We start from the raw sequence: 22,046 nt of genomic DNA, 5'->3' as shown, positions 1-22,046 counted from the left end.
TCGTGATCAATACACCTTGCCGGCGGCCGGGATGCGGAGGGCGGCCAGGACGGGCAGGTGGTCCGTGGCCGCCCTCAGGTCGTTCTCGGTGACGCCGGGGAGGCCGAGGGGGACTCCGCAGCCCAGGACGTCGACGCCCTTGGTCGCGAAGACGCCGTCGATACGGCGGTCGGGGGCGGCGGAGGGGAAGGTGTGCTCGGTGCCCCAGGGGGCGGCGGCGCGGCAGTCCCGCAGGGTGCTGGACAGGCGGGTGAAGGCGGGGCCGTCCGGCCTCTCGTTGATGTCGCCGCCCGCGACGGCGTGCTCCACGCCCAGGCCGGCCAACCGGTCGAGGAGCATGCCCGCCTGGTCGTGACGCTCGCCCCGGTGGAGGCTGAGGTGGCAGCTGATCACACCGAGGCGGGCACCCGCGAAGCGGACGACGGCGGTCGCGAGGCCGCGGCGGTGGTGGCCGGGGGTGAGGGGGAGGAGGACGTCCTCGGTGCGTTCGACGGTGGCGCGCAGGGTGCACAGGACCGCCGGGCCGGCCGCCGTGCCACCGCCGGTGAGGATCACCAGGTCGGTGGCCGCGGCCAGGCGGGCGAGTTTCTTGCGCCAGCGGAAGAAGATCGGGGCTTCCTGGATCAGGACCAGGTCGGGGGCGCAGGCGGTGATGACTCGGGCCAGGGCGTCGGTGTCGTCGCGCATCGAGCGGATGTTGTAGCTCAGGACCCTGATGACGGCCGAACCGTCGGGCTCGGTACCGGGATTCGGGAGCGGCGGCATGTGGATCAATGTACGCCCGACGGGGTGGGGCGCGCGGGTTGTGCGCGACCGCCGGTTTGCGTGGCTTGTCGCGCAGTTCCCCGCGCCCCGAGGCCGGCCCGGTGAACGTCACATGATGGGGTCGGGCTCTCTCGCCAGGTCCGCCGCTCCCACCAGGCCCGCCTTGTTGCCGAGCTGGGCCGCGATCACGTCGGCCACCGGGCGCCAGTTGCCGCCCACAAGCCAGCGCTTGTAGGACTTGCGGATCGGGTCGAGGACCAGTTCGCCCTCGTCGGAGAGACCGCCGCCGACGATGAAGGCGGAGGGGTCGAAGAGGGAGGCCAGGTCGGCGAGGCCGGCGCCGGCCCAGCGGGCCAGCTCGCGGTAGGAGTCGACGGCGACCGGGTCGCCCTGGCGGGCGGCCATGGAGATGTGCTTGCCCTCGATGCCGTCGGGGGTTCCGTCGCCGAGGCCGAGCAGGATCTCGGCGTTCTCCGGGGTGGCGTTGGCGCGCTGCTTGGCGTACCGCACGAGGGCGCGGCCGGAGGCGTACTGCTCCCAGCAGCCCTGCGAGCCGCAGCCGCACAGCAGACCGTCCGGGACCATCCGGATGTGGCCGAACTCGGCGGCGACGCCGAAGTGGCCGCGGCGCAGCTTGTTGCCGATGATGATGCCGCCGCCGAGGCCGGTGCCGAGCGTGATGCAGATGACGTTGCGGTGGCCCTTGCCCGCGCCGAACTTGTACTCGCCCCAGGCGGCGGCGTTGGCGTCGTTCTCGACGACGACCGGGAGGCCCACGCGGGCCTCGACGTCGTCCTTGAGCGGTTCCTGGCGCCAGTCGATGTTGGGCGCGAAGTAGACGGTGGAGCGCTGCCGGTTGACGTAACCGGCGGCTCCGATGCCCACACCGACGATCTCGTGGCCCGCGCGGGCGCCCTCCACGGCCGAGGCGATGGCGTCCACGATGGCCTCGGGCGTGGTGGGGGTCGGCACCTTGAAGGTCGAGAGGATGTTGCCTTCCTCGTCGACCACGCCGGCCGCGATCTTCGTGCCGCCGATGTCGACGCCGATGGTGAGTCCCATGAATCCCTCAGTTTCGGTCGAGCCCCGCTACGGCCAACGGTACCCGAGGCCCTGCTCCCGGATTCCCGTCGTCCGCCGGGCGGACAGACGCCCCGGGGGCTCTGAGGGTCCTCTCCCGGTCAGTCGAGGTCGATGCGCTGTCCCGGTCCGGTGCCCTCACCGTCGTCGTGGGGGTCGTCGCGCGGGTCGTCCTTCAGGTCGTGCTCACGGCTCGTCCAGCGCTGTTCCTGGTGCTGGACGGCGGAGCGGTAGGCGGCGAGCAGTTCGCCGCCGGCCGCCGCGAGGTGGTCGAAGACGTCGGGGTTGCGCTCGATGACGGGTTCGACGGCGGCCTTGGCCTGCTGGACGACCTGGCGGACGACCTGCTGGGCGGCGCCGCCCGCGACCGCGCCGAACAGCGGAGACTGGAAGCCGGAGAGCTTGTCGGCGACGGTTTCGACGAGCTTGCGCAGTTCCTCGGCGGCCGAGCCCTCCGGCCGGCCCTGGTCGGCCCGGCGGCGGGCCTTCTCACGGGCCAGGTCCTCGGCACAGGCGGTGGCCCAGGCGTCGGCGTCGGTCGCGCGGGGCTCCTCGGCGGCGGATTCCCTGTCGGCGGCCTCGTCCCGGGCGGCGTCGGGCGTGGGGCGCTCTTCGCTCATGACGGACTCCTGATGGCTTCTGCTGTCCCGATCGACTGGCCGATCGGCTGTCCCGATCAGCTGTCCCGATCGGGGTCCTGACCGGTCGACGCCCGATGACGGATCGTCTCTCTCGACGTTACCCGAACGGGGGTACGCCGTTCACCGTCCCTGCGGCCACAGGCCGGGATCCGGCGCGAACCGGATGCGCAGCTCGCCGTCGCGCAGGGCGGCCCCGTCGACGGTGCAGCGGCGCAGGGCCGAGGGCAGCGGGACGATCCGGCGGAAGGGGCCGGCGGCGAGGACGAGTTCGTCGCCGCGTCGGATGAGGTCCAGCTCGTCGCGTATGGCGCCGGGCAGCGGGATGTGCCAGACGAGCACACCGTCCTCGGCGAGCCGGTCGACGACGGGCCACTCGACCGGGGAGGCGGCCGGGTTGACGGGCGGCACGGTGAGCGCCGCGAGATCGTCGGCGCCCCGGGGGTCGTGCCCCAGGTGGGCCACGACCCGCGCGGCCCCGTCCCACTCCCCCAGGGCCTTGCGCTGCTGGGTGACGAGCCGGCCGAGCGGGCCGTCGTCGGCCGCCGTCTCGGGCAGGACCCGGTTGGCGACGAGCGACTCCACGGGCAGGGCGCGCAGGGCGAGTCCGAGACGGGCGTCCCGGACGGCGTCGGCGCCGGCCGGTCCGGGCTCGGCGACGAGCCGTACGGCGGTGCCGCGGTCGGCGAGGACCGCCTCCACGGCGGCCAGCTCCACGTCCCAGCGGGCGGTGGTCTCGTACAGCCACTCGGCGGGCATCGGCACCCCGGCGAGCCGCCCGAGGACGGGCCGCAGCGCCCGGGCGGCCTGGCGCTCCGGGGGAAGCAGCCGCCGCAGATACCGCCGGAGCTCCTCGGGGAGCGCGAGCAGGGCGAGGGCCTGGGCGGTGGGCGGCAGATCGACGACGAGCAGGTCGTGCGCCTCGGCGAGGGCGGCGTCCCGCAGCGCCCTCAGCAGGGTCAGCTCCTCGGCCCCGGGAAGCGGAGTGACCTCCTCGGGATCGAGCCGCGCGGCCCCGAGCAGGTCGAGCACGGTGGAGGCACGATCCTGGAACCCGGCGAGATCGTCCCGGAACCCGGCAGCGGAGTCGGGCCGCCAGGCGGTGAGCTGCGGCGCGACGCGTACGGGCTCGGCCCCGGTCGCCACCCCGAGAGCGGCCCCGAGGGAATCGGTCCGATCGGCGCTGAGAACGAGGGTCCGGATGCCCCGGCGGGCGGCGTCCAGCGCGGTGGCGGCCGCAACTGTCGTACGCCCGCTACCGCCGGGCCCGATGATCAGGATGGTGCGCATAAGGAGGAACGCTAACGGAGATCAACGTGGGGGCGGGGGGCTGTAGTGATGTGCGGCTCCGCCGCCCGGGCGCGACCGGCCACAGCGCGCCCGCACCCGACGAACAGCCTACTTGCCCGACTCGACCCGCTTCTTCAGCCCGGCCAGCGCCCGGTCGATGATGACCTTCTCGGCCTTGCGCTTGATCATCCCGAGCATCGGGATCTTGACGTCCACGGTCAGCTGATACGTGACCTCCGTGGCTCCCGCCCCCGCCGCCTTCAGCAGGTACGACCCGTCGAGCTGCCGCAGCATCTGGGACTTCACCAGCGTCCAGGACACCTCGTGCTCCCCGGTCCAGGTGTATCCGAGGACCTGGTCGTCCTTGATCGCGCCGGCGTCCATGACGAGCCGGACCTGCTCGGCGCGGCCCTGCTCGTCCTCCTTGAGGACCTCCGCCTGCTTCACCTCGCCGGTCCAGTCCGGGTAGCGGGCGAAGTCCGCGATCACGGCCATGACGTCGGCCGGTGCCGCCTCGATCGTGATGCTCGAACTGGTGTGTTCCGCCATCGCCGTGACTCCTCCGGATACGGGCCCGTAAAGGTACGTGGGTGCAGCGTGAAGGCTACCGCGCGCCCGACCTGCCGCCTTCACCCCACCTCGTGATCGGGTCACGGGACGACGGTCACCACTCCAACGCCCACGGCTTCCCGCTCCCCGCGAAGTGCCCGACGTTGACGCACTCGGTGGCGCCGATCCGCATCCGGCGGGCCAGCGGCTGGTGGACGTGGCCGAAGAGGGAGTAGCGGGGACGGGTCCGGCGGATCGCGTCCAGCAGCGCGCGGCTGCCCCGTTCGAAGCGGCGCGCGACGGTGTCGTAGACGAGCTCCGGCACCTCGGGCGGGATGTGGGTGCACAGCACGTCGACCTCGCCGACGGCCTCGATCTTCGCGGCGTACTCCTCGTCGCTGATCTCGTACGGCGTCCGCATGGCCGTCTGGAGCCCGCCGCCGACGAAACCGAAGACCCGGCCGGCGATCTCGACGCGCTCGCCGTCGAGGACGGTGGTGCCGGGGCCGGCGAACTCGCGCCAGAGCTGGGGCATGTCGACGTTGCCGTAGGTGGCGTACGTCGGGGTCGGGAACGCCGGGAACATCTCGGCGTACTGCTTGCGCACGGCCTGCTCGATGACGGTGGCGCGGTCGCCGTCGATGCCGCCCCACAGCCGGCGGCCGAGTTCGCGGGCCTCCTCGAAGCGGCGGGCGGTGCGCAGCTCGACGATCAGATCGGCGTTCTCCACGCCGAACAGGTCGGGGAAGATGCCGCGGGAGTGGTCGGCGTAGTCCAGGAAGAGGACGAGGTCCCCCAGACAGATCAACGCGTCCGCGCCCTCTCCGGCCCGGGCCAGGTCACGGGCGTTGCCGTGCACGTCACTGACGACGTGGATGCGCGTTCTGCGGTTACCGGCGGGTGTGGATGCCATGTCGATCAAGAGTAGGCGTGTGCGGCATAGGTGAACAGTGCCGACGGAAATAGCGGTTACTGGCCAGTCAGTAAAGGGGTGGACTACTGTGCGCGAGGAAACACCAATCTGTGTGACGCAGCGAACATCTCGTCGGACCCCCCTGTCGAAGAAGCCATACCGGCGGGTAACGTCCGGGCAGTCCAGTCGTGCTCAGGATTTCAACGATCGATGTCCGAGCACCAGCCCGAGCCGTGGACCGCACCGTCGCATCACACAACGTCGTGGCGCCGGCGCCGTATGAGGAGCAGCAGTCTTGCGCGAGTTCAGCCTTCCGGCTTTGTACGAGGTCCCTGCGGACGGCAATCTGACCGACATCGTCCGCAGAAACGCCGCGCAGCACCCCGGTGTCGCCGTCATCGCCCGCAAGGTGGGCGGCGCCTGGCAGGACGTGACCGCGACGGCCTTCCTGGCCGAGGTGCACGCCGCCGCCAAGGGCCTCATCGCCTCCGGTGTACAGCCGGGCGACCGCGTGGGCCTGATGTCGCGCACCCGCTACGAGTGGACGCTGCTCGACTTCGCGATCTGGAGCGCGGGCGCGGTCACCGTGCCGGTGTACGAGACCAGCTCGCCGGAGCAGGTGCGGTGGATCCTGTCCGACTCGGGCGCCACCGCCATGATCGTCGAGCTGGACGGCCACACCGCCGCGGTGGAGTCGGTGCGGGACACGCTGCCCGCGCTGAAGCACGTCTGGCAGATCGAGGGCGGCGGGGTCGAGGAGCTCGGGCGGCTCGGCCAGGACGTCTCCGACGGGACCGTCGAGGAGCGCAGCTCGCTCGCCCGGGCGGACGACCCGGCGACCATCGTCTACACCTCGGGCACGACCGGCCGTCCGAAGGGCTGTGTGCTGACCCACCGCAGCTTCTTCGCCGAGTGCGGGAACGTGGTGGAGCGGCTGCGGCCGCTGTTCCGCACGGGCGAGTGCAGTGTGCTGCTCTTCCTGCCGCTCGCGCACGTGTTCGGCCGGCTGGTGCAGATCGCCCCCATGATGGCGCCGATCAAGCTGGGCACGGTCCCGGACATCAAGAACCTCACCGATGAGCTGGCCTCCTTCCGGCCGACGCTGATCCTCGGCGTGCCGCGCGTCTTCGAGAAGGTCTACAACTCGGCGCGGGCCAAGGCGCAGGCGGACGGCAAGGGCGCGATCTTCGACAAGGCGGCGGACACCGCGATCGCCTACAGCCGGGCGCTGGACCTGCCCTCGGGGCCTTCCCTCGGTCTGAAGATCAAGCACAAGGTGTTCGACCGGCTGGTGTACAGCAAGCTGCGGGCGGTGCTCGGCGGCCGGGGCGAGTACGCGATCTCCGGCGGTGCGCCGCTCGGTGAGCGGCTCGGTCACTTCTTCCGCGGCATCGGCTTCACGGTCCTGGAGGGCTACGGTCTGACGGAGTCCTGTGCGGCGACCGCGTTCAACCCCTGGGACCGGCAGAAGATCGGCACGGTCGGTCAGCCGCTGCCGGGCTCGGTGGTGCGGATCGCCGACGACGGCGAGGTGCTGCTGCACGGCGAGCACCTGTTCAAGGAGTACTGGAACAACCCGGCCGCGACCGCCGAGGCGCTGGCGGACGGCTGGTTCCACACCGGTGACGTGGGCACCCTCGACGAGGACGGCTACCTCAGGATCACCGGCCGCAAGAAGGAGATCATCGTCACCGCCGGCGGCAAGAACGTGGCCCCGGCCGTGATCGAGGACCGGATCCGGGCGCACGCGCTGGTCGCGGAGTGCATGGTGGTGGGCGACGGGCGGCCGTTCGTGGGCGCGCTGATCACCCTCGACGAGGAGTTCCTGGGCCGCTGGGCCGCCGAGCACGGCAAGCCGGCGGGTTCGACCGCGGCGTCGCTGCGCGAGGACGCCGATCTGCAGGCTGCCGTGCAGTCGGCGATCGACGACGGCAACGCCGCGGTCTCGAAGGCGGAATCGGTGCGGAAGTTCCGCATTCTCTCCTCCCAGTTCACGGAGGACTCGGGACATCTGACGCCGTCGCTGAAGCTCAAGCGCAACGTCGTGGCGAAGGACTACGCGGCGGAGATCGAGGCGATCTACGCCAAGTAGGCGCGCGGGCAGGAGTCACACGAGCAGCACGATCATGGCGCGGTGTCCTCGGCGAGGACCCGCGCCATCGTGCGTTCGGCGAGCGCGGTGATGGTGACGAACGGGTTGACGCCGATGTTGCCCGGCACCAGCGAGCCGTCGGTGACGTAGAGCTTCGAATATCCCTTCACACGGCCGTAGTTGTCGGTGGATTTGCCCAGGACGCAGCCGCCGAGCGGGTGGTAGGTGAAGTCGTCGGCGAAGATCTTGCTGGAGGAGCCGAAGAGGTCGTACCGGTAGATCGTCGCGTTCGCCGCGTTGATCCGGTCGAAGAGCTTCTTCGCCATGCTGACGGAGACCGCGCTCTGGGCGGCGCTCCAGTTCAGCTTGAGCGCGCCGCCCGTGTACGAGAACGCGGCGCGCTGGGGGTTCTTGGTGATCGCCAGATAGAGGCTGACCCAGTGCTCGAGGCCCGTCGGCAGCGGGGCGATCTCGGCGAACACGGGGTTGTCGGCGTTGGCCCAGTCGTCGATGCCGAGGACCGGCATGGTCGACTGGTTGGCGCCGACCGTGTCCCACAGGTGGTTGGCCCGGCCGAGCATCACGTTGCCGTTGGTGCCCCAGCCGGTGCCCACGCTGGCGTCCAGCGCCGGGAGGGTGCCCGTCTGCCGTGCCTTGACCAGGAGTTCGCTGGTGCCGAGGCTGCCCGCGCCGAGGAACAGATAGGTGCAGCCGTACTGCTTGGTCGCGACGACGGCTCCGGTGTCGTCGATGCGCTGGGCGGTCAGCAGCCAGCTGCCGTCGCTCGCCCGGCTGATCGCCGTCACCTTCTCCATGGTGTGGATGGTGACGTTGCCGGTGCCGAGGGCGGACGCCAGATAGGTCTTGTCGAGGCTCTTCTTGCCGTAGTTGTTGCCGTAGATGACCTCCTGCCCGAGGGCGGACCTGGTGGCGGTGCCGGCGGCCTCGCGCTGCATGTAGCCGAAGTCGTAGACGCTGGGCACGAAGGTGGTCTTCAGACCGGTGTTGGCGGCGGCCTTCCGTGAGGTCCGGCTGAACTGGTACCACTCGGTGGACTCGAACCAGGCGGGGTCGATCGTGTTGACGCCGAGCATGGCGCGGGCCCGCGGGTAGTACGTGCCGTACATCTCCGCGAGGTCGACGGTCGGGAACTGCTCGGCGAAGTAGGACTGGAGCGGGGTGACCGCCATCGAGCCGTTGACCAGGGAGCCGCCGCCGACCCCGCGGCCCACGAAGACGGACATGTTGTCGAAGTGCACCCGGTCCAGGACGCCGGGGTAGGGGCTGATGTCCTTGTTGACGACGTCCAGCCAGAGGAAGGTGGCGAGCGGCGCCTCGGTGCGGGTCTTGAACCACATGGACCGCTGGTCGGGGCTTGCGGTGTTGCAGAAGATCTTGCCGTCGGCGCCGGCGGTGTTCCAGAGCCGGCCCATCTCGAGGACGAGGGTGCGGATGCCGGCCTGGCCGAGGCGGAGGGCGGCGACGGAGGCGCCGTAGCCGGAGCCGATCACGATGGCGGGCGCGGACTCGACCGCGGCGGGTTCGTCCGCACGGGCCGACTGCAGGCCGACGCGGGTGAAACCGAGGGTGGCCGCCGTCTGGAGGGCGGCCATACCAAGGATTTGACGTCTCGTCAGCTGACGCTGCATCAGTTTGGCTGTCATGTGCGCAGCATCAGCGGATTTTTGCCGTCCGGCTAGAGCAAAAGGGGAAAAGTCTAGAGCAAGGTTCTCAGCTTCTCCGCGAGCAGGTCCCAGCGCCACTTCTCCTCCACCCAGCGCCGGCCCCGCTCGCCCATGCTCCGGCGCAGCTCGGCGTCGCCGAGGAGGGCGACGATCCGCTCGGCGGCCTCGGCCGGGGAGCCGCCCCGCACGACCCAGCCGGTCTCCCCGTCGAGCACCGCGTCGGGCGCTCCGCCGGAGTCCCCGGCGACCACGGGCAGCCCGGTGGCGGACGCCTCCAGGTAGACGATCCCGAGCCCCTCGACGTCCAGCCCGCCCCGCCGGGTGCGGCAGGGCATCGCGAAGACGTCCCCGGCGCCGTAGTGCGCGGGCAGCTCGCTCCAGGGCACCGCCCCGGTGAACCGCACGGAGGCGGCGACACCGGCCTCCCGGGCCAGTCGGCGCAGGTCCTTCTCGTAGGGCCCGCCGCCGACGATCAGCAGCACGGTGTCCGGCTCGGCGGCCAGGATCCGGGGCAGGGCGAGGATCAGGGTGTCCTGGCCCTTGCGGGGCACCAGCCGCGAGACGCACACCACCACCGGCCGGTCGGTCAGCCCGAGCCGGGCCCGCACCTCGTCGCCGCCCGAGCCCGGGTGGAAGGTCTTCTCGTCGACGCCCGGCGGCAGCTGCGTCATCCGTCCGGCCGCCGCGGGGCTCAGCGCGGTCGCGATCCGCGAGCGGGTGTACTCGCCGAGGTAGGTGAGCGTGTCGGTGTCCTCCCCGATCCGGCCGAGCAGCTGCCGGGCGGCGGGCAGCTGCGCCCACCCCGCCTCATGACCGTGGGTGGTGGCGACCAGCCGCTCGGCGCCGGCCTTGCGGAGCGCGGGCGCCATCAGCCCGAGCGGCGCGGCGGCCCCGAACCAGACCGACGCGCACCCGTGCTCCCGCAGCAGCCCGACGGCCCGCCGGGTCGCCCCGGGCGTCGGCAGCAGCATCGTCGTGGAGTCCCGTACGACGGTGAAGGGCTGTTCGGCGTCGAAGGCGGCGGTCGCCTCGGCACCCTCCCGGCCCCGCTTCCAGGTGGAGGCGTACACGACGAGCCGGTCGGGGTCGAGCCGGAGCGCCATGTTGTGCAGGAACGCCTGGATACCGCCGGGGCGGGGCGGAAAGTCGTTCGTCACGATCAGGGTCTTGTGCATCGGGGCCGACCCTATCCAAACCCTCCTCACAGCCGCGCCCGGCCGCGCTTCACAGCCGGCGGGAGGAACATGGCCCATGAGGACGGGACAGGACCGGCCGAGACGGAGGGAACGGGCACCGGTGGAGATCACGGAAGCGAGACGGCCGCTCACCTGCCTCCTGGCGACCTGGGGGGTGACCCGGTTCGTCCTGCTCCTCTTCGTCTTCAAGGTCCTCCTCTTCCCCGGCCCGGACGTGACGACCGACGTGTCGTCGATCTACCAGGGCTGGTACGAGGTGCTGCGCGCCGGGAGCTTCCCGCTCACCGACGTCACCTGGCAGTACCCGCCCGCCGCCGCCCTCGCGATCCTCTCCCCCGCCCTGCTGCCGTTCCTCTCCTACGCCCAGGCGTTCTTCGTCCTGGCCTTCCTGACCGACCTGGCCGTCCTCGTGCTGCTGCTGAACGCGGGCCTGCGCCCCCGCCGCTCGCTGCGCGGCGCCTGGCTGTGGGTGGCGGGCGTCCCGCTGCTCGGCCCGACGGTCTACGCCCGCTACGACGTGATGGTGACCGCGGTCGCCGTGGCCGCCCTCCTCGCGGGCGCCCGGCACCCCCGGCTGATGGGCGCCCTCACCGGTCTCGCCGCCCTGCTGAAGGTGTGGCCGGTGCTGCTGCTCGCGGGCGCGGTGCGGCGCCGGGCGTGGGGCGCGGCGGCGGTGACGGTCGCCGCGCTCTCGGGTCTGTTCGCCCTGCTGATGCCGGGCGCCTTCGCCTTCCTGACGTTCCAGCGCGACCGGGGCACCGAGGTGGAGTCGCTCGGCGCGCTCGTCTTCCATGTGGCCCGGCAGTTCGGCTGGAGCGGGCAGGTGCTGCTGAACTACGGCTCGGTGGAGTTCCTCGGCCCGTACGTGTCCGTGGTGAGCGACGTGGCGTTGTTCCTGACGGCGGTCGCGTGCGGCTGGCTGCTGCGGTGGCGGCTGACGGCACGGCGCCTCGCGCCGCACACGCTCGCCGACGCGGCGTTCACGGCCGTCCTGCTCTTCACGGTGACCAGCCGGGTGATCAGCCCGCAGTACCTGGTGTGGCTGGTCGGCCTGGCCGCGGTCTGCCTGTGCTCCCGCGCGACCCGGATGACCGGCCCCGCGGCCCTGGTCCTGGCCGCGTCGTTCGTGACGGTGCTGGAGTTCCCGGTGTACTTCGCGGACGTCGTCACCAGCACGCCCCTCGGGGTGAGCCTGCTGGTCGTGCGCAACGGCCTGCTGCTGGCCGCGGCGCTCACGGCCGCCGTACGGCTGTGGCGCTCGACGGTGCCGGGGCGCGCGCCGGATGCCGATCCCGTGCCTGATCGGGCCGCCCGGACGAGCGAGACGGCCCCCGCCTCCCCCTGACGCACACGCTGGGCCGGATCAGCCGAGCCGATCCCTCACATAGGTCCGCCAGTCCGCGGTGAACTGCGGCAGGGACACGCCCAGCACGCTCCGCAGAGCTCCCTCGACCGCCCCCGCCCGCTCCTGGTGGGCCCCGACGGCCCGGTAGAAGGCGTCCAGCTTCACCTCGCCCCACCGCTCGGCGATCATGCGGCAGGCCAGCCAGCCGCCCTCGTACGCCCGGGCCAGCCGGGCCGGATCGCCGGAGAAGCCGAAGTCGGCGTCGGTGGGCAGCGCGGCCGGGAGACGGCCCCCGGCGACGGCGCTCCGCAGCTCGGGCGCGACCTGGCGCGGGGTGCGTCCGGTGTCGCGGTAGCCGACCCAGTCGGCGTAGCCCTCGGACAGCCACAGCGGGGTGGCGGCGCCGGTGTGCGCCCGGGTGGCGACATGGGTGGTCTCGTGGGTGAGGACCACCTGCCGGCCGACCCCGCCGAGCAGGGCGTAGGCGTCGGGGTTGACGACCACCCGGTCCGCCGGTGTCCTCGCCCCGCCGCCGGTCTCGCCGGTGGTGACCGCGGCGATGCCCCGGTAGGAGGCGGCCGGCGAGCCGAGCAGGGCCGCCATGCCGTCCAGCGCCCTCGGCACGAGGACCACGACGTGCCCCGCCCAGTCCGTGCCCCAGGCCGCCGACACCGACGGGACGGCGTCGTCGGCGAGATCGGCGAAGGAGCGCAGCCGCGCGGCCGTCTGCCCGGCGCCCAGCACGAGGCTGTGCTCCCCCCGCACGACGGTCACCGCGCCCTGGTCCCAGAGCTGCTCGGCCGCCTTCCTCGCGGGCCCCTCGGAGGTCACGCCCCACCGCCCGCCGGCGTCCCGGGCCAGCCGCAGGGTGCGGCCGACGGTGACCGGGGCGCTGTCGTAGCCCCGGATGCGGTAGCTCAGCTCGGCGTCGGCGGTCAGCGCCTCGCCGTCCCCGCGCACCGAGGTCACCCGGTACGACCAGGCCGCGAGCGGTACGGCCCGCAGCCGGGCGTAGTCCTCGCGGGCGCCGGTGGCGGCGAACGCCCCGGCGTCGTGGCGCAGGACGGCCGCCGCACGCCGGTCCAGGACCTTCTGCACCTCGCTCTTCGCGGTGTCGGTCGCGGGCCGTCCGCCGCAGCCGACGAGGAGGAGGCCGACGAGCAGCAGACAGAGCCCCAGGACCCCGGATCCGCGCACCCGCCTGTGACCAGCCATCCTCCCGATCGTACGGCGCCCCGGAGGACCGGGCTCCGCTCAGGGCCGCGTCACCGAGGACACCGGCATCATCCCGACCGGGTCGTAGCGCACCGGCGCACCCGGGTAGGGGGCGTGGATGACCCGGCCGTTGCCGACGTACATGCCGACGTGGCTGGCGTCGGAGCGGTAGGTCACGATGTCGCCGGGCTGCGCCTGGGAGAGCGGGACGCGGTGGCCGGCGTGCGCCTGGGCCTGCGAGGTGCGCGGCAGGGCCACCCCGGCCTGCGCGTACGACCACTGCATCAGCCCCGAACAGTCGAAGCCGGAGGGTCCGTTGGCGCCCCAGACGTACGGCTTGCCGAGCGCGGAGCGGGCGGCGGCGAGGGCGGCGGCCGCGCGGCCCGAGGCGGGGACGGCGCCCAGGAGGCCGGGCAGGTCGGTGCGGCCGGAGCGGGAGGCACGGTCGTAGGCGGCGCGTTCGGCGGCCGGGAGGGCGTTCAGGAGCTGCCGGGCCCGGGCGAGCTTCTGCTCGACGGTCCGCTTGTGGCCGGCGACGGCCTTGCGGCTCTTCTCCAGCTCGGTGAGCCGCCCGGCGGCCTCGGTCCGCTCCTGGGCGAGTTCGCGCAGCGCGAGCTGGAGTTCCCTGAGCTCCCCGGCCTGGTGGGCGGTGATCCGGTCGAGGACGGAGGCCTTGGCGAGGTAGTCGGCCGGGTCGTCGGAGAACAGCAGCGCCAGCGACGGGTCGAGGCCGCCGGAGCGGTACTGGGCGCCGGCCAGCGAACCGAGCTGCTCGCGCAGGTCGTTGATGTGCCCCTGCTGCCGGGCGATCCGGTCCTGCGCCCGGTGCAGTTGCCCGCGCAGGGTGCCGGCGCGCTCGCCGGCCCGGTTGAAGGCCTCGGTGGCCTGCTCCGCCTCCTCGTAGAGACGGTCCACCTCGGCGCGGGTGTCGTCGTGCGGCACGGCCGAGGCCGGTACGGCGGTCAGGGCGCCGAGGGCGGCGGCCGCTGCGGACAGCGCGCCCAGGGCACCGGCGGCGCCCCGGTCGAACCCGGACGGTGCAAGGCGGCGATGGGACCCCACGGGAAGCCGCGCTCCTTCCACTGGCGGACGAAACGCGGCAGACAGTAGCCCCGTGTCAGGGGGGCGGCCAAAGACCTCGGCGGGCACACAACGTGACGCCCCGCCGCTGACGCAGGTCACCGGCGGGGCGCGGGGTCACTTCGGGTTGCCGTAATTCGCCCGTTCGGGCGGTGCCGTGTCCTGATCTTGGAAGGATCAGGGCCTCGCGAGGATCAGACGCGGACGCCGAACATGAACGGGCCGCCGATCGTGGTCATCGACTCGTAGCGGACGACCGTGCCCGTGCGCGGGGCGTGCAGGATCTGGCCGTTGCCCGCGTACAGGCCCACGTGGTGCAGGTCGTTGAAGAAGAACACCAGGTCGCCGACCTGGAGGTCGCTCTGGGAGTAGATGCGCGTGCCGTAGTTGGCCTGGGCCTCGGAGGTGCGCGGGATGGAGACGCCGGCCTGGGCGTAGGCCCAGGAGGTCAGACCCGAGCAGTCGAACGAGGAGGGGCCGGAGGCGCCGTAGACGTACGGCGAGCCGAGCTTGGACTGGGCGGCCGAGAAGGCGGCGGCGGCACGGCCGGAGGCGGAGCCCGTGTCACCGAGGTCGACGCGCTCGGCGGAGGAGCGGCTGGCGCGCGCGTCCTCGGCGGCCAGCGCGGCCTTCTCCTTGGCGGTCAGGGTGTTGAGCAGCTTCTGCGCCTCGGCGAGCTTGCCCTGGACCGCCTTCTTCTGCTTGGCGAGTTCGGCGCGGGTGGCCGAGAGGTCCTTGAGCTTGTCGGCGGCCTCGGAGCGCTCCTGCGCGAGCTCGCGCTGCTTCTCCTGGATCTTCTTCAGCGCCTCGACCTGCTGGGCGCTGAGCTGGTCGGCGGTGGACGCCTTGTCCAGGTAGTCGTCCGGGTTGGAGGACAGGAAGAGCTGGAGGGAGGAGTCGATGGTGCCCGTGCGGTACTGGGCGGCGGCCGCGAGGCCTATGGAGTCGCGCAGCTCGTTGAGCTCCTCCTGGCCGCGGGCGACGTTGTCCTGGATGGTGGAGATCTCCTTCTGGAGCTTCTCCTGCTTCTCCTGGGCCCCGTTGAGCTTCTCGGTGGCCTGCTCCGTCTCCTCGTAGAGCTTGTCGACCTTCGACTTCACCTCGTCCTTGCTGAGCTTCTCGCTCGGGGCCGCGTTGGCGGCCTGGGAGCTCAGCACGACGGCAGCGGCGGCTGCGGTGGTCAGCACGGTCACGCGTGCGCGGCTCGGCTGCTTCGGTCGACGGTGGGACGCCACGGAGACGGGCTCCTTCTTTTGAGTGATCACCCGTGTGGAGGTTCGAGCACCAGACCTTAGTGACCTCGCTGTGATCAGTTCAAATCCCCAGCCACAAAAATCACGTCACGCAACGCAGTTTTTTCCTGCAACTCACCTGGTGTGACACCCGCTTGACTTTACGTTGCGTGACGATCCCGCCAATTCGGGCATTAAACCTACAACGTCGACGTTCGGGACAGTCGCTTCAGAAGCACCGCGGAAGCCACCGGACGGGCGCCCGCCTTCGCGACGCCGTCGGCGACCTCCCGGTCGGTCGAGGCGACGATGACGGGCCGGCCCGGGGGCTCGGCGCGCACCAGTTGCCGGATGAGTTCGTCGGCGGTGACGCCCGGCTTGGAGAACAGCACCCGGACCCCGCGCGGCGGCGCGAGCAGCACCGGAGCGGCCAGTTCGGCCCCGTCGAAGACACAGGTGACCTCGGCTCCGGTCTGGGCGGCGAGCGCCGAGAGCTGGCCGAGCAGCCGCAGCCGCTGCTTCTCCAACGGCATCTGCGGATAGCCGGTCTTGGTCACGTTGTAGCCGTCGACGACCAGATGCGCCTGGGGCAGTGCCAGCAACTGGTCGAGAATGGCCGGATCGTGTTCCGACAGGGCGCGCGCCGCGATGTCCTTCGGGGTCATTCGTCCCGGTTCGACCGCATCGACCGTTTCCGCCGGGCGTACCGACACCGGGGGCAACGCCAGCTCGCGGCGCAGCCCTTGGGCCGCGTCGAGCACGGTGTCCAGGAGCAGCCGTACCCGCATGTCCTCCACGCTGCGTCCCTCGCGGGCCGCCCGCCGGGTGGCCTCCAGGGCCGCCTCGGCCTCTCCGAGGCGCGCCCTGAGCCGCCGGGTCTCGCTCTCGGCGGCGGACACCTGGGCCTGCCCGTCGGCCCGTACGGCCTCGATCTCACCCTGGACCTTGCGCAGGGCCGCCTCGCCGCGCTTGACGTCACTGAGGGCCGAACGCAACTTGCGGTGAAGCGATTCCGCTTCCTTCTTCGCCGCGTCCAGCTCGGTGCGCAGCCGCTCGGTGTCCGTACGGGTCTGCTCGCGGGCCTGCACGAGCTCCTCGCGCAGCCGCTCCAGTTCGGCGCGGCTCTCCTCGTCGGCGCGCTCGGCGTCCGCCCGCTGGGCCTCCTCGCCGGCCGCGGTCACCAGCTTGACCCAGCCGGTGGGCCGCAGCACATAGGCCGCGGCCGCCACGTCGAGCGGGTCCGCGGCCGGGGTCGGCGAGCCGGAGTCCAGGGCGCCGGACAGCTCCGGCTGGGCATCTCTGAACTTCTCGGCGATGCGCTGCCGGAACAGCGGATCCGTCTCCAGCGCCGCCGCCATCGCGTTGCCCGCGAACTTCGCCCGGCGGTTCGGCGCGAACCGCGCGTACTGCCGGAGCTGGGCGGGCAGTTCGCCCACGGTCAGCCCGCCGAAGCCGTCGGAGACGATCTGCACGACCCGGCGGCGCACGCCGTCGGGCAGCGGACGGTCGAGCATCTCGGCGGCGCCGTCGCCCGGCCCCCCGCCTGCGCTCTCCACCATCCGTCACACCCCAATACCTGTGCGGGGCCCGCTCCCTCAGGAGCCGGCGCCCGGCCGATCCACGAGTTCCACCTGATCCACGGCGTTGCACCAGCGGCACCGCACCGACTCGATGGTCTCACTGACCACCTCGCGCTCCTCCACCTTCGGCTCACCGGCGAGGTCGAGATGCACGTACTCGACGACCTTCGACGAGCGCGTCACGTCGAACCGGGTGAGGTTGCCGCAGAGGGTGCAGCGCCACCGCGTGGTCGCGGTCGGCAGGGGAACCGTCATCGTGACTGTCCTTCTAGTGTCGGTCTTCCGGTCGGGTCGCGCCGGAGGCTCCCCGCTGTGCATGGCTCGTAACCCTACGGCCTGGCGGGTACTCGCCGCCCATCCGTCCCACGGCCCCGTCGGGCGGCGAGGCGGTGTGGGACGATCTGCCCCCTTACGTCATGCTCTGTGTTCATGATCGGGAACTGGAGCGGGACCGTCCGCAAGGCGCTCCGCGGCCCTTCGGCGCCGGTGACGTACGGACTGATCGCCCTGTGCTGTCTGGTCTTCGTGATCGGCCCGGCCTCGGGGCTCGACCCGGCGTACGGCTCCGGGGACGGGCTGCTCGCCGCCCAGCGCGCCTATTTCCGCCGCTGGGGCGTGGTGCCCGTGGAACTCTTCGAGGGCTCCGCGCACGCCGTCCTGACCCCCGCCACGGCCCTCTTCGTCCACGGAAGCTGGGTGCACCTCCTCGGCAACATGCTCTTCCTCCATGTCTTCGGGGCGATGACGGAGGAGCGGATGGGCCGCGTCGAATTCACCTTCTTCTACGTCTGCTGCGGCTGTCTCGCCCTGCTCGGGTACGCGGCCGCGCACGCGGGGTCACCGCAGTCGCTGGTGGGGGCCTCCGGAGCGATCTCCGCGGTCCTAGGTGCGTTCCTCTACCTGTTCCCCCGGGCCCGGGTGACCAGTCTTCTGCCGTTCCTCTTCTTCCTGCCGCTCAGGTTCCCCGCGTGGGTGGTGCTGCCGTTCTGGGCGGCGCTGCAGTGGGTGGCCGTGGGGCAGGCCCCCCAGGGGCCCGGCGTGGCCTATCTGGCGCACCTGGTGGGCTTCGGTCTGGGGTTCGGCTACGCGTGGGCGCGTTTCGGCCGTACGACTAGAGTGAGGGCCGCCCCAGCTCCGGCCCCCGAGGGAGAGAACCAGCCGTGATCACCGCGATCGTCCTCATCAAGACCAGCGTGGACCGGATCCCCGAGATCGCGGAGCGGATCGCCGCGCTGGATTCCGTGAGCGAGGTCTTCTCCGTCACCGGGACGTACGACCTGATCGCCATGGTGCGGGTCAAGCAGCACGAGGACCTCGCCGAGGTCATCCCGGGCAGCATCAGCAAGATCCCCGGGGTCGAGGCCACCGACACGCACGTGGCCTTCCGGACGTACTCGCAGCACGACCTGGAGGCGGCGTTCGCGATCGGCCTGGACTCCTGACCGTCCGAAGCACCGCCTCCGGGCGAGAAACCCTCTAGATGTGCTGACCGGACAGGTTGGTGACACGGCTGGCTGGGGGGTGGCCGCCGATGCCGGTGTGGGGTCGGTGGTAGTTGTACCAGTGCAGCCAGTCGGGAAACGCTGCCTGACGTTCGCTGTCTGACATGTAGGGCCGCGTGTAGGCCCATTCCTCGAGCAGGGTGCGGTGGAAGCGTTCGACCTTGCCGTTCGTCTGCGGCCGCCAGGGCCTCGTCCAGCGGGGACTGATCCCCAGGTCGAGGCAGGTGTCACGCCAGGTGTTCTTGGTGTAGGCCCAGGCGTTGTCGGTCAGGACCCGTTCGACGGTGATCCCTTGCTGCGCGAACCAGGCGGTGGCGCGGGTGAGGAAGGCGGCGCAGGTCGGGGCGGTCTCGTCGGGCAGGTCTTCGGTGTAGGCCAGGCGGGAGTGGTCGTCCAGGGCGGTGTGCAGGTAGGCGTAGCCGGTCCCGGTGCGGTTGCGTCGGCCTTCGGCGCGGCCCTGGGTGCGGTGCCCGCCGCCGTCGGGAATCCGCCCCAGCTTCTTGACGTCGATGTGGACCAGTTCGCCGGGCCGTGCACGCTCGTAACGGCGGACGGGTTCGCCGGTGGCCCGGTCGACGGCGGCCAGGACGGGCAGGCCGTGCCGGCGCAGGATGCGATGGGCGGTGGAGGCGGCGACGCCGGTGCGGGCGGCCAGCCGCAGTGGGCCGATACGGTGCTCGCGCCGCAGCCGCACGACCCGTTCTTCCACCGCCGCCGGTGTCCGGTGCGGTTGACGGTGCGGGCGGCTGGAGCGGTCCCGCATCCCCGCCTCGCCGTGCTGCCGGTAGCGGCTCGCCCAGCGTGCGGCGGTGGTGTGACTGACCTGGAAGCGTTCCGCGGCCCGGCGCAGCGGCCAGCCGTCGTCCACGACACACCGGGCCAGACGGAGCCTGCCGGTCGGCGTCAGCGGCGCATTACGGTGGGACACGAGGGCCTCCTGAGCGTTGGTGCAGATGTCGCGATCCACACCGAACCCGGAAGGCCCTCACCTGTTCAAGCACCCAGCACGCGTGTCACCAACGTCCCGGGACAACACATCTAGACCGCCGGGACGCAGCGGCCGTCCTCCGTGCGGTACGTCCACTTCGGGCCCTCGGTCACCAGTTCGCGGACCGCCGCCACGAAGCGGTCCACGTGCTCGTCGGGGGTGCCCGCGCCGAAGCTGACGCGGATGGCGTTGAGGGACTTCTCGCCCGGGGCCGCCTCGGGCGCTCCGCACTCGCCCTGGGTCTGGGGGGCGCTCCCCAGCAGGGTGCGGACCAGGGGGTGGGCGCAGAAGAGACCGTCGCGCACGCCGATGCCGTACTCGGCGGACAGGGCCGCGGCGAAGTGGGAGCTGTTCCAGCCCTCGACGACGAAGGAGATCACGCCGACCCGCGGGGCGTCGTCGCCGAACAGGGAGAGGGTCCTGACCTCGGGCACCTCGGCCAGCCCCGCGCGGACCTTGGCGATCAGGTACCGCTCCCGGGCCACCAGGGTGTCGAAACCGGCCTCGGTGAGGGCCTTGCAGGCCGAGGCGATGGAGTAGGCGCCGATGACGTTCGGGGAGCCGGCCTCGTGACGGGCCGCGGTCTCGTGCCACTCCACGTCCACTCCCCCGTCCTCCCGCCGGGTGACCTTGCGGCTGGCGCCGCCGCCCGCGAGGTAGGGGTCGGCCGCCTTCAGCCAGTCGGCACGGCCGGCCAGGACGCCGGAGCCGAACGGGGCGTACAGCTTGTGGCCGGAGAAGGCGACCCAGTCGACGTCCAGGTCGCGGACGGACACGGGGTGGTGCGGGGCGAGCTGGGCGGCGTCCAGGACGATCCGGGCGCCGTGGGCGTGGGCGGCCGCCGCCAGCTCCCGTACGGGCCACAGCTCGCCGGTGACGTTCGAGGCTCCGGTGACACAGACCAGGGCCGGGCCGTACGGGTCACGGTCGGCGAGGGCGCGCTCCAGGGTCTCCACGGCCTGGTGCGGGGTGCGCGGGGCGTCCAGGTAGGTGACCCGGGCGTCCTTCCAGGGCAGCAGGCTCGCGTGGTGCTCGGTCTCGAAGACGAAGACCTGGCAGTCGGCGGGGAGGGCGGCGGCCAGCAGGTTGAGGGAGTCGGTGGTGGAGCGGGTGAAGACGAGCTGGTCGTCGGCGCGGCAGTCCAGGAACTCGGCGACCGTCCGGCGGGCGTTCTCGAAGAGGTCCGTGGAGAGCTGGGAGAGGTAACCGGCACCGCGGTGGACGCTGCCGTAGTACGGGGCGTAGGCCGCCACGTCGTCCCAGACGCGCTGGAGGGCGGGGGCGCTGGCCGCGTAGTCGAGCGCCGCGTAGGTGACCTCGCCACCCGTGACGAGCGGGACGGTGACATCGCGCCCCAGAACGGGCAGCTCCCGCGAAACGTCACAAACGGTCGGGGCGGCGGCAGCGGTGGAGACGGACATGGCGAACTCCTGTGAGAGGCAGGCGGGATCACCGCGCCGGACGAGAGGTCGACGGCACGGGAAAAGGTGAAAGGGGTGTGCGGAGGCGGGGCTCGGCGCCCTATCGCATTCGCTTGCTCACAGAAGGCTCCCTCGACGACCAGGACCCCTGGTGTTTCGCGAGGGGTCCGCGCTTGCCGTAGACCTCGCTGCCTACGGCCTGGTCTTCACCCGGGGCACCCCGCCACGGACGGAGGGTTGCCGGACAGTCGGCCGGGGCCTCATGACTGTCACTCATGACCTGGTACAGGAACGTACGGGAAGTGATCGCGGTCCCGCAACTCGTGTCCGAATGACGGGACCGCGTGCCGTGCCCTACGCGTGCGTCGCCGCGACCCAGCGGTCCAGGGCCTGCTTGGCGGCGCCCGAGTCGATGGACTCGGCCGCGCGGTCCATGCCCGCCCGGATCTGCTCCGCGAGCGTGCCCGGGCCCGGGTCCAGGGCGACCAGCGCGGCCGCCGAGTTCAGCAGGACCGCGTCCCGGACGGGGCCCTGCTCGCCGTCCAGGAGCCGGCGGGCGACCTCCGCGTTGTACGACGGGTCGCCGCCGCGCAGGGCCTCCACCGGGACCAGCTCGATGCCGACGTCCCGCGGGTCGAAGACCTCCTCGGCGACCTTGCCGTCGCGTACCACCCACACCCGTGAGGTGGCCGTGGTGGTCAGCTCGTCGAGGCCGTCGTCACCCCGGAACACCAGGGAGGAGTTGCCGCGCTCGGCGAAGACGCCCGCGACGACCGGCGCCATGCGCGGGTCCGCGACCCCGACCGCCTGGGCCCGCACCCGGGCCGGGTTGGTCAGCGGGCCGAGGATGTTGAACACCGTGCGGATGCCCAACTGGCCGCGAGCGGCGCCCGCGTGACGCAGCGCCGGGTGGAACTTGATCGCGAAGCAGAAGGTGATCCCGGCCTCCCGGGCCACCTCCGCCACCCGCGCCGGGGTCAGCTCCAGATTGACGCCGAGCTTCTCCAGGACGTCCGAGGCGCCCGAGGCGGAGGACGCGGCCCGGTTGCCGTGCTTGACGACGGTGGCACCCGCCCCGGCGACGACGATCGCCGACATGGTGGAGATGTTCACCGTCTTCGCGCCGTCGCCGCCCGTGCCCACGATGTCGACGGTGCGGCCCGGCACCTCGATCGTGTTGGCGTGCTCGTACATCGTCCGGACGAGCCCGTTGATCTCCTCGACGGTCTCGCCCTTGGCCCGCAGCGCCACCACGAACCCGGCGATCTGCGCGTCCGTCGCCTCCCCGCGCATGATCCGGTCCATCGCCCAGGCCGTGGCGTCGGCGCTCTGGTCACGGCCGTACAGCAGGGCGTTCAGCACGTCGGGCCAGGAACGGCCCGCCGCGGTGTCGCCTCCAGCGGGGGTCACAGCGCTCATAGCCGCTCCTGGGTGTCGTAGAACCGTGTGGGGCCACCTTATCCAGGTCAGGACAC

20 protein-coding genes and 1 riboswitch are annotated in these 22,046 nt (G+C 72.1%); of the genes, 4 read left to right on the top strand and 16 right to left on the bottom strand.

Annotation, left to right across the window (positions count from 1 at the left end; all coding sequences use genetic code 11):
* Window positions 1-6: 6 nt before the first annotated feature.
* The 6 genes from OG852_RS35310 to OG852_RS35285 all read right to left on the bottom strand — a co-directional run bounded on the left by OG852_RS35310 (window position 7) and on the right by OG852_RS35285 (window position 5,235).
* Window positions 7-765, bottom strand: coding sequence for an endonuclease/exonuclease/phosphatase family protein (locus OG852_RS35310; protein ID WP_133910040.1), 759 nt, complete (start codon window positions 763-765; stop codon window positions 7-9).
* A gap of 108 nt (window positions 766-873) precedes the next feature.
* On the bottom strand, window positions 874-1,827 hold the full coding sequence (locus tag OG852_RS35305) for an ROK family glucokinase (protein WP_133910039.1): 954 nt from the start codon (window positions 1,825-1,827) through the stop codon (window positions 874-876).
* A 119-nt stretch (window positions 1,828-1,946) separates the two neighbouring features.
* Window positions 1,947-2,465, bottom strand: a complete 519-nt coding sequence (locus OG852_RS35300; RefSeq protein WP_133910038.1) for a DUF5304 family protein — start codon at window positions 2,463-2,465, stop codon at window positions 1,947-1,949.
* A 141-nt stretch (window positions 2,466-2,606) separates the two neighbouring features.
* On the bottom strand, window positions 2,607-3,773 hold the full coding sequence (locus OG852_RS35295; protein WP_133910037.1) for an ArsA family ATPase: 1,167 nt from the start codon (window positions 3,771-3,773) through the stop codon (window positions 2,607-2,609).
* Window positions 3,774-3,881: 108 nt separating this feature from the next.
* Complete coding sequence (locus OG852_RS35290) at window positions 3,882-4,322, bottom strand: SRPBCC family protein (RefSeq protein ID WP_133910036.1); 441 nt, start codon at window positions 4,320-4,322, stop codon at window positions 3,882-3,884.
* A gap of 115 nt (window positions 4,323-4,437) precedes the next feature.
* Window positions 4,438-5,235, bottom strand: coding sequence for a metallophosphoesterase family protein (locus OG852_RS35285; protein ID WP_133910035.1), 798 nt, complete (start codon window positions 5,233-5,235; stop codon window positions 4,438-4,440).
* A gap of 295 nt (window positions 5,236-5,530) precedes the next feature.
* Between OG852_RS35285 and OG852_RS35280 the strand changes: the two genes are divergently transcribed.
* Window positions 5,531-7,327 carry an AMP-dependent synthetase/ligase gene (locus OG852_RS35280; RefSeq protein ID WP_133910034.1) on the top strand — a complete coding sequence of 599 codons (1,797 nt, stop codon included), beginning with the start codon at window positions 5,531-5,533 and terminating at the stop codon, window positions 7,325-7,327.
* A gap of 32 nt (window positions 7,328-7,359) precedes the next feature.
* Here OG852_RS35280 and OG852_RS35275 read toward each other — a convergent pair whose 3' ends face one another.
* A complete protein-coding gene (locus tag OG852_RS35275) occupies window positions 7,360-8,940 on the bottom strand; it encodes a GMC oxidoreductase (protein ID WP_330350053.1) in 1,581 nt (526 codons plus the stop codon).
* 104 nt (window positions 8,941-9,044) lie between these two features.
* Window positions 9,045-10,187 carry a glycosyltransferase family 4 protein gene (locus OG852_RS35270; protein WP_330350052.1) on the bottom strand — a complete coding sequence of 381 codons (1,143 nt, stop codon included), beginning with the start codon at window positions 10,185-10,187 and terminating at the stop codon, window positions 9,045-9,047.
* 121 nt (window positions 10,188-10,308) lie between these two features.
* On the opposite strand from OG852_RS35270, the gene OG852_RS35265 reads away from it, so the two are divergent.
* Window positions 10,309-11,553, top strand: coding sequence for a glycosyltransferase family 87 protein (locus OG852_RS35265; RefSeq protein WP_330350051.1), 1,245 nt, complete (start codon window positions 10,309-10,311; stop codon window positions 11,551-11,553).
* A gap of 18 nt (window positions 11,554-11,571) precedes the next feature.
* Here OG852_RS35265 and OG852_RS35260 read toward each other — a convergent pair whose 3' ends face one another.
* The 5 genes from OG852_RS35260 to OG852_RS35240 form a co-directional block, all read right to left on the bottom strand.
* Complete coding sequence (locus tag OG852_RS35260; RefSeq protein ID WP_330350050.1) at window positions 11,572-12,768, bottom strand: hypothetical protein; 1,197 nt, start codon at window positions 12,766-12,768, stop codon at window positions 11,572-11,574.
* Window positions 12,769-12,807: 39 nt separating this feature from the next.
* Window positions 12,808-13,830, bottom strand: a complete 1,023-nt coding sequence (locus OG852_RS35255) for a C40 family peptidase (protein ID WP_330350049.1) — start codon at window positions 13,828-13,830, stop codon at window positions 12,808-12,810.
* A 212-nt stretch (window positions 13,831-14,042) separates the two neighbouring features.
* Window positions 14,043-15,083, bottom strand: a complete 1,041-nt coding sequence (locus tag OG852_RS35250) for a C40 family peptidase (RefSeq protein ID WP_133910028.1) — start codon at window positions 15,081-15,083, stop codon at window positions 14,043-14,045.
* Window positions 15,084-15,280: 197 nt separating this feature from the next.
* Complete coding sequence (locus OG852_RS35245) at window positions 15,281-16,639, bottom strand: NYN domain-containing protein (RefSeq protein ID WP_133910027.1); 1,359 nt, start codon at window positions 16,637-16,639, stop codon at window positions 15,281-15,283.
* 36 nt (window positions 16,640-16,675) lie between these two features.
* Window positions 16,676-16,915 (bottom strand): hypothetical protein, encoded by a 240-nt coding sequence (locus OG852_RS35240; RefSeq protein WP_055541554.1) that lies wholly within the window; start codon window positions 16,913-16,915, stop codon window positions 16,676-16,678.
* 174 nt (window positions 16,916-17,089) lie between these two features.
* Here OG852_RS35240 and OG852_RS35235 point away from each other — a divergent pair, with 174 nt between their 5' ends.
* Window positions 17,090-17,824, top strand: a complete 735-nt coding sequence (locus OG852_RS35235; RefSeq protein WP_133910026.1) for a rhomboid family intramembrane serine protease — start codon at window positions 17,090-17,092, stop codon at window positions 17,822-17,824.
* Entirely contained in the window at window positions 17,821-18,102 is a 282-nt protein-coding gene (locus OG852_RS35230; RefSeq protein ID WP_089101146.1) for an Lrp/AsnC family transcriptional regulator, read from the top strand. Before OG852_RS35235 ends, OG852_RS35230 begins: the two co-directional genes overlap by 4 nt.
* Window positions 18,103-18,136: 34 nt before the next feature.
* Here OG852_RS35230 and OG852_RS35225 read toward each other — a convergent pair whose 3' ends face one another.
* The 3 genes from OG852_RS35225 to trpD all read right to left on the bottom strand — a co-directional run bounded on the left by OG852_RS35225 (window position 18,137) and on the right by trpD (window position 21,990).
* A complete protein-coding gene (locus OG852_RS35225) occupies window positions 18,137-19,090 on the bottom strand; it encodes an IS481 family transposase (RefSeq protein ID WP_330347923.1) in 954 nt (317 codons plus the stop codon).
* 110 nt (window positions 19,091-19,200) lie between these two features.
* Window positions 19,201-20,571, bottom strand: coding sequence for an aminotransferase class V-fold PLP-dependent enzyme (locus tag OG852_RS35220; protein ID WP_330350048.1), 1,371 nt, complete (start codon window positions 20,569-20,571; stop codon window positions 19,201-19,203).
* Window positions 20,572-20,735: 164 nt separating this feature from the next.
* Window positions 20,736-20,852: riboswitch (SAM riboswitch) on the bottom strand.
* A gap of 73 nt (window positions 20,853-20,925) precedes the next feature.
* Complete coding sequence (gene trpD / locus OG852_RS35215) at window positions 20,926-21,990, bottom strand: anthranilate phosphoribosyltransferase (RefSeq protein ID WP_133910024.1); 1,065 nt, start codon at window positions 21,988-21,990, stop codon at window positions 20,926-20,928.
* Window positions 21,991-22,046 lie beyond the last annotated feature (56 nt).

It is taken from the genome of Streptomyces sp. NBC_00582 (genome assembly GCF_036345155.1).
Taxonomy (GTDB): Bacteria; Actinomycetota; Actinomycetes; order Streptomycetales; family Streptomycetaceae; genus Streptomyces.
This window is presented reverse-complemented; position numbering and strand designations above follow the sequence as displayed.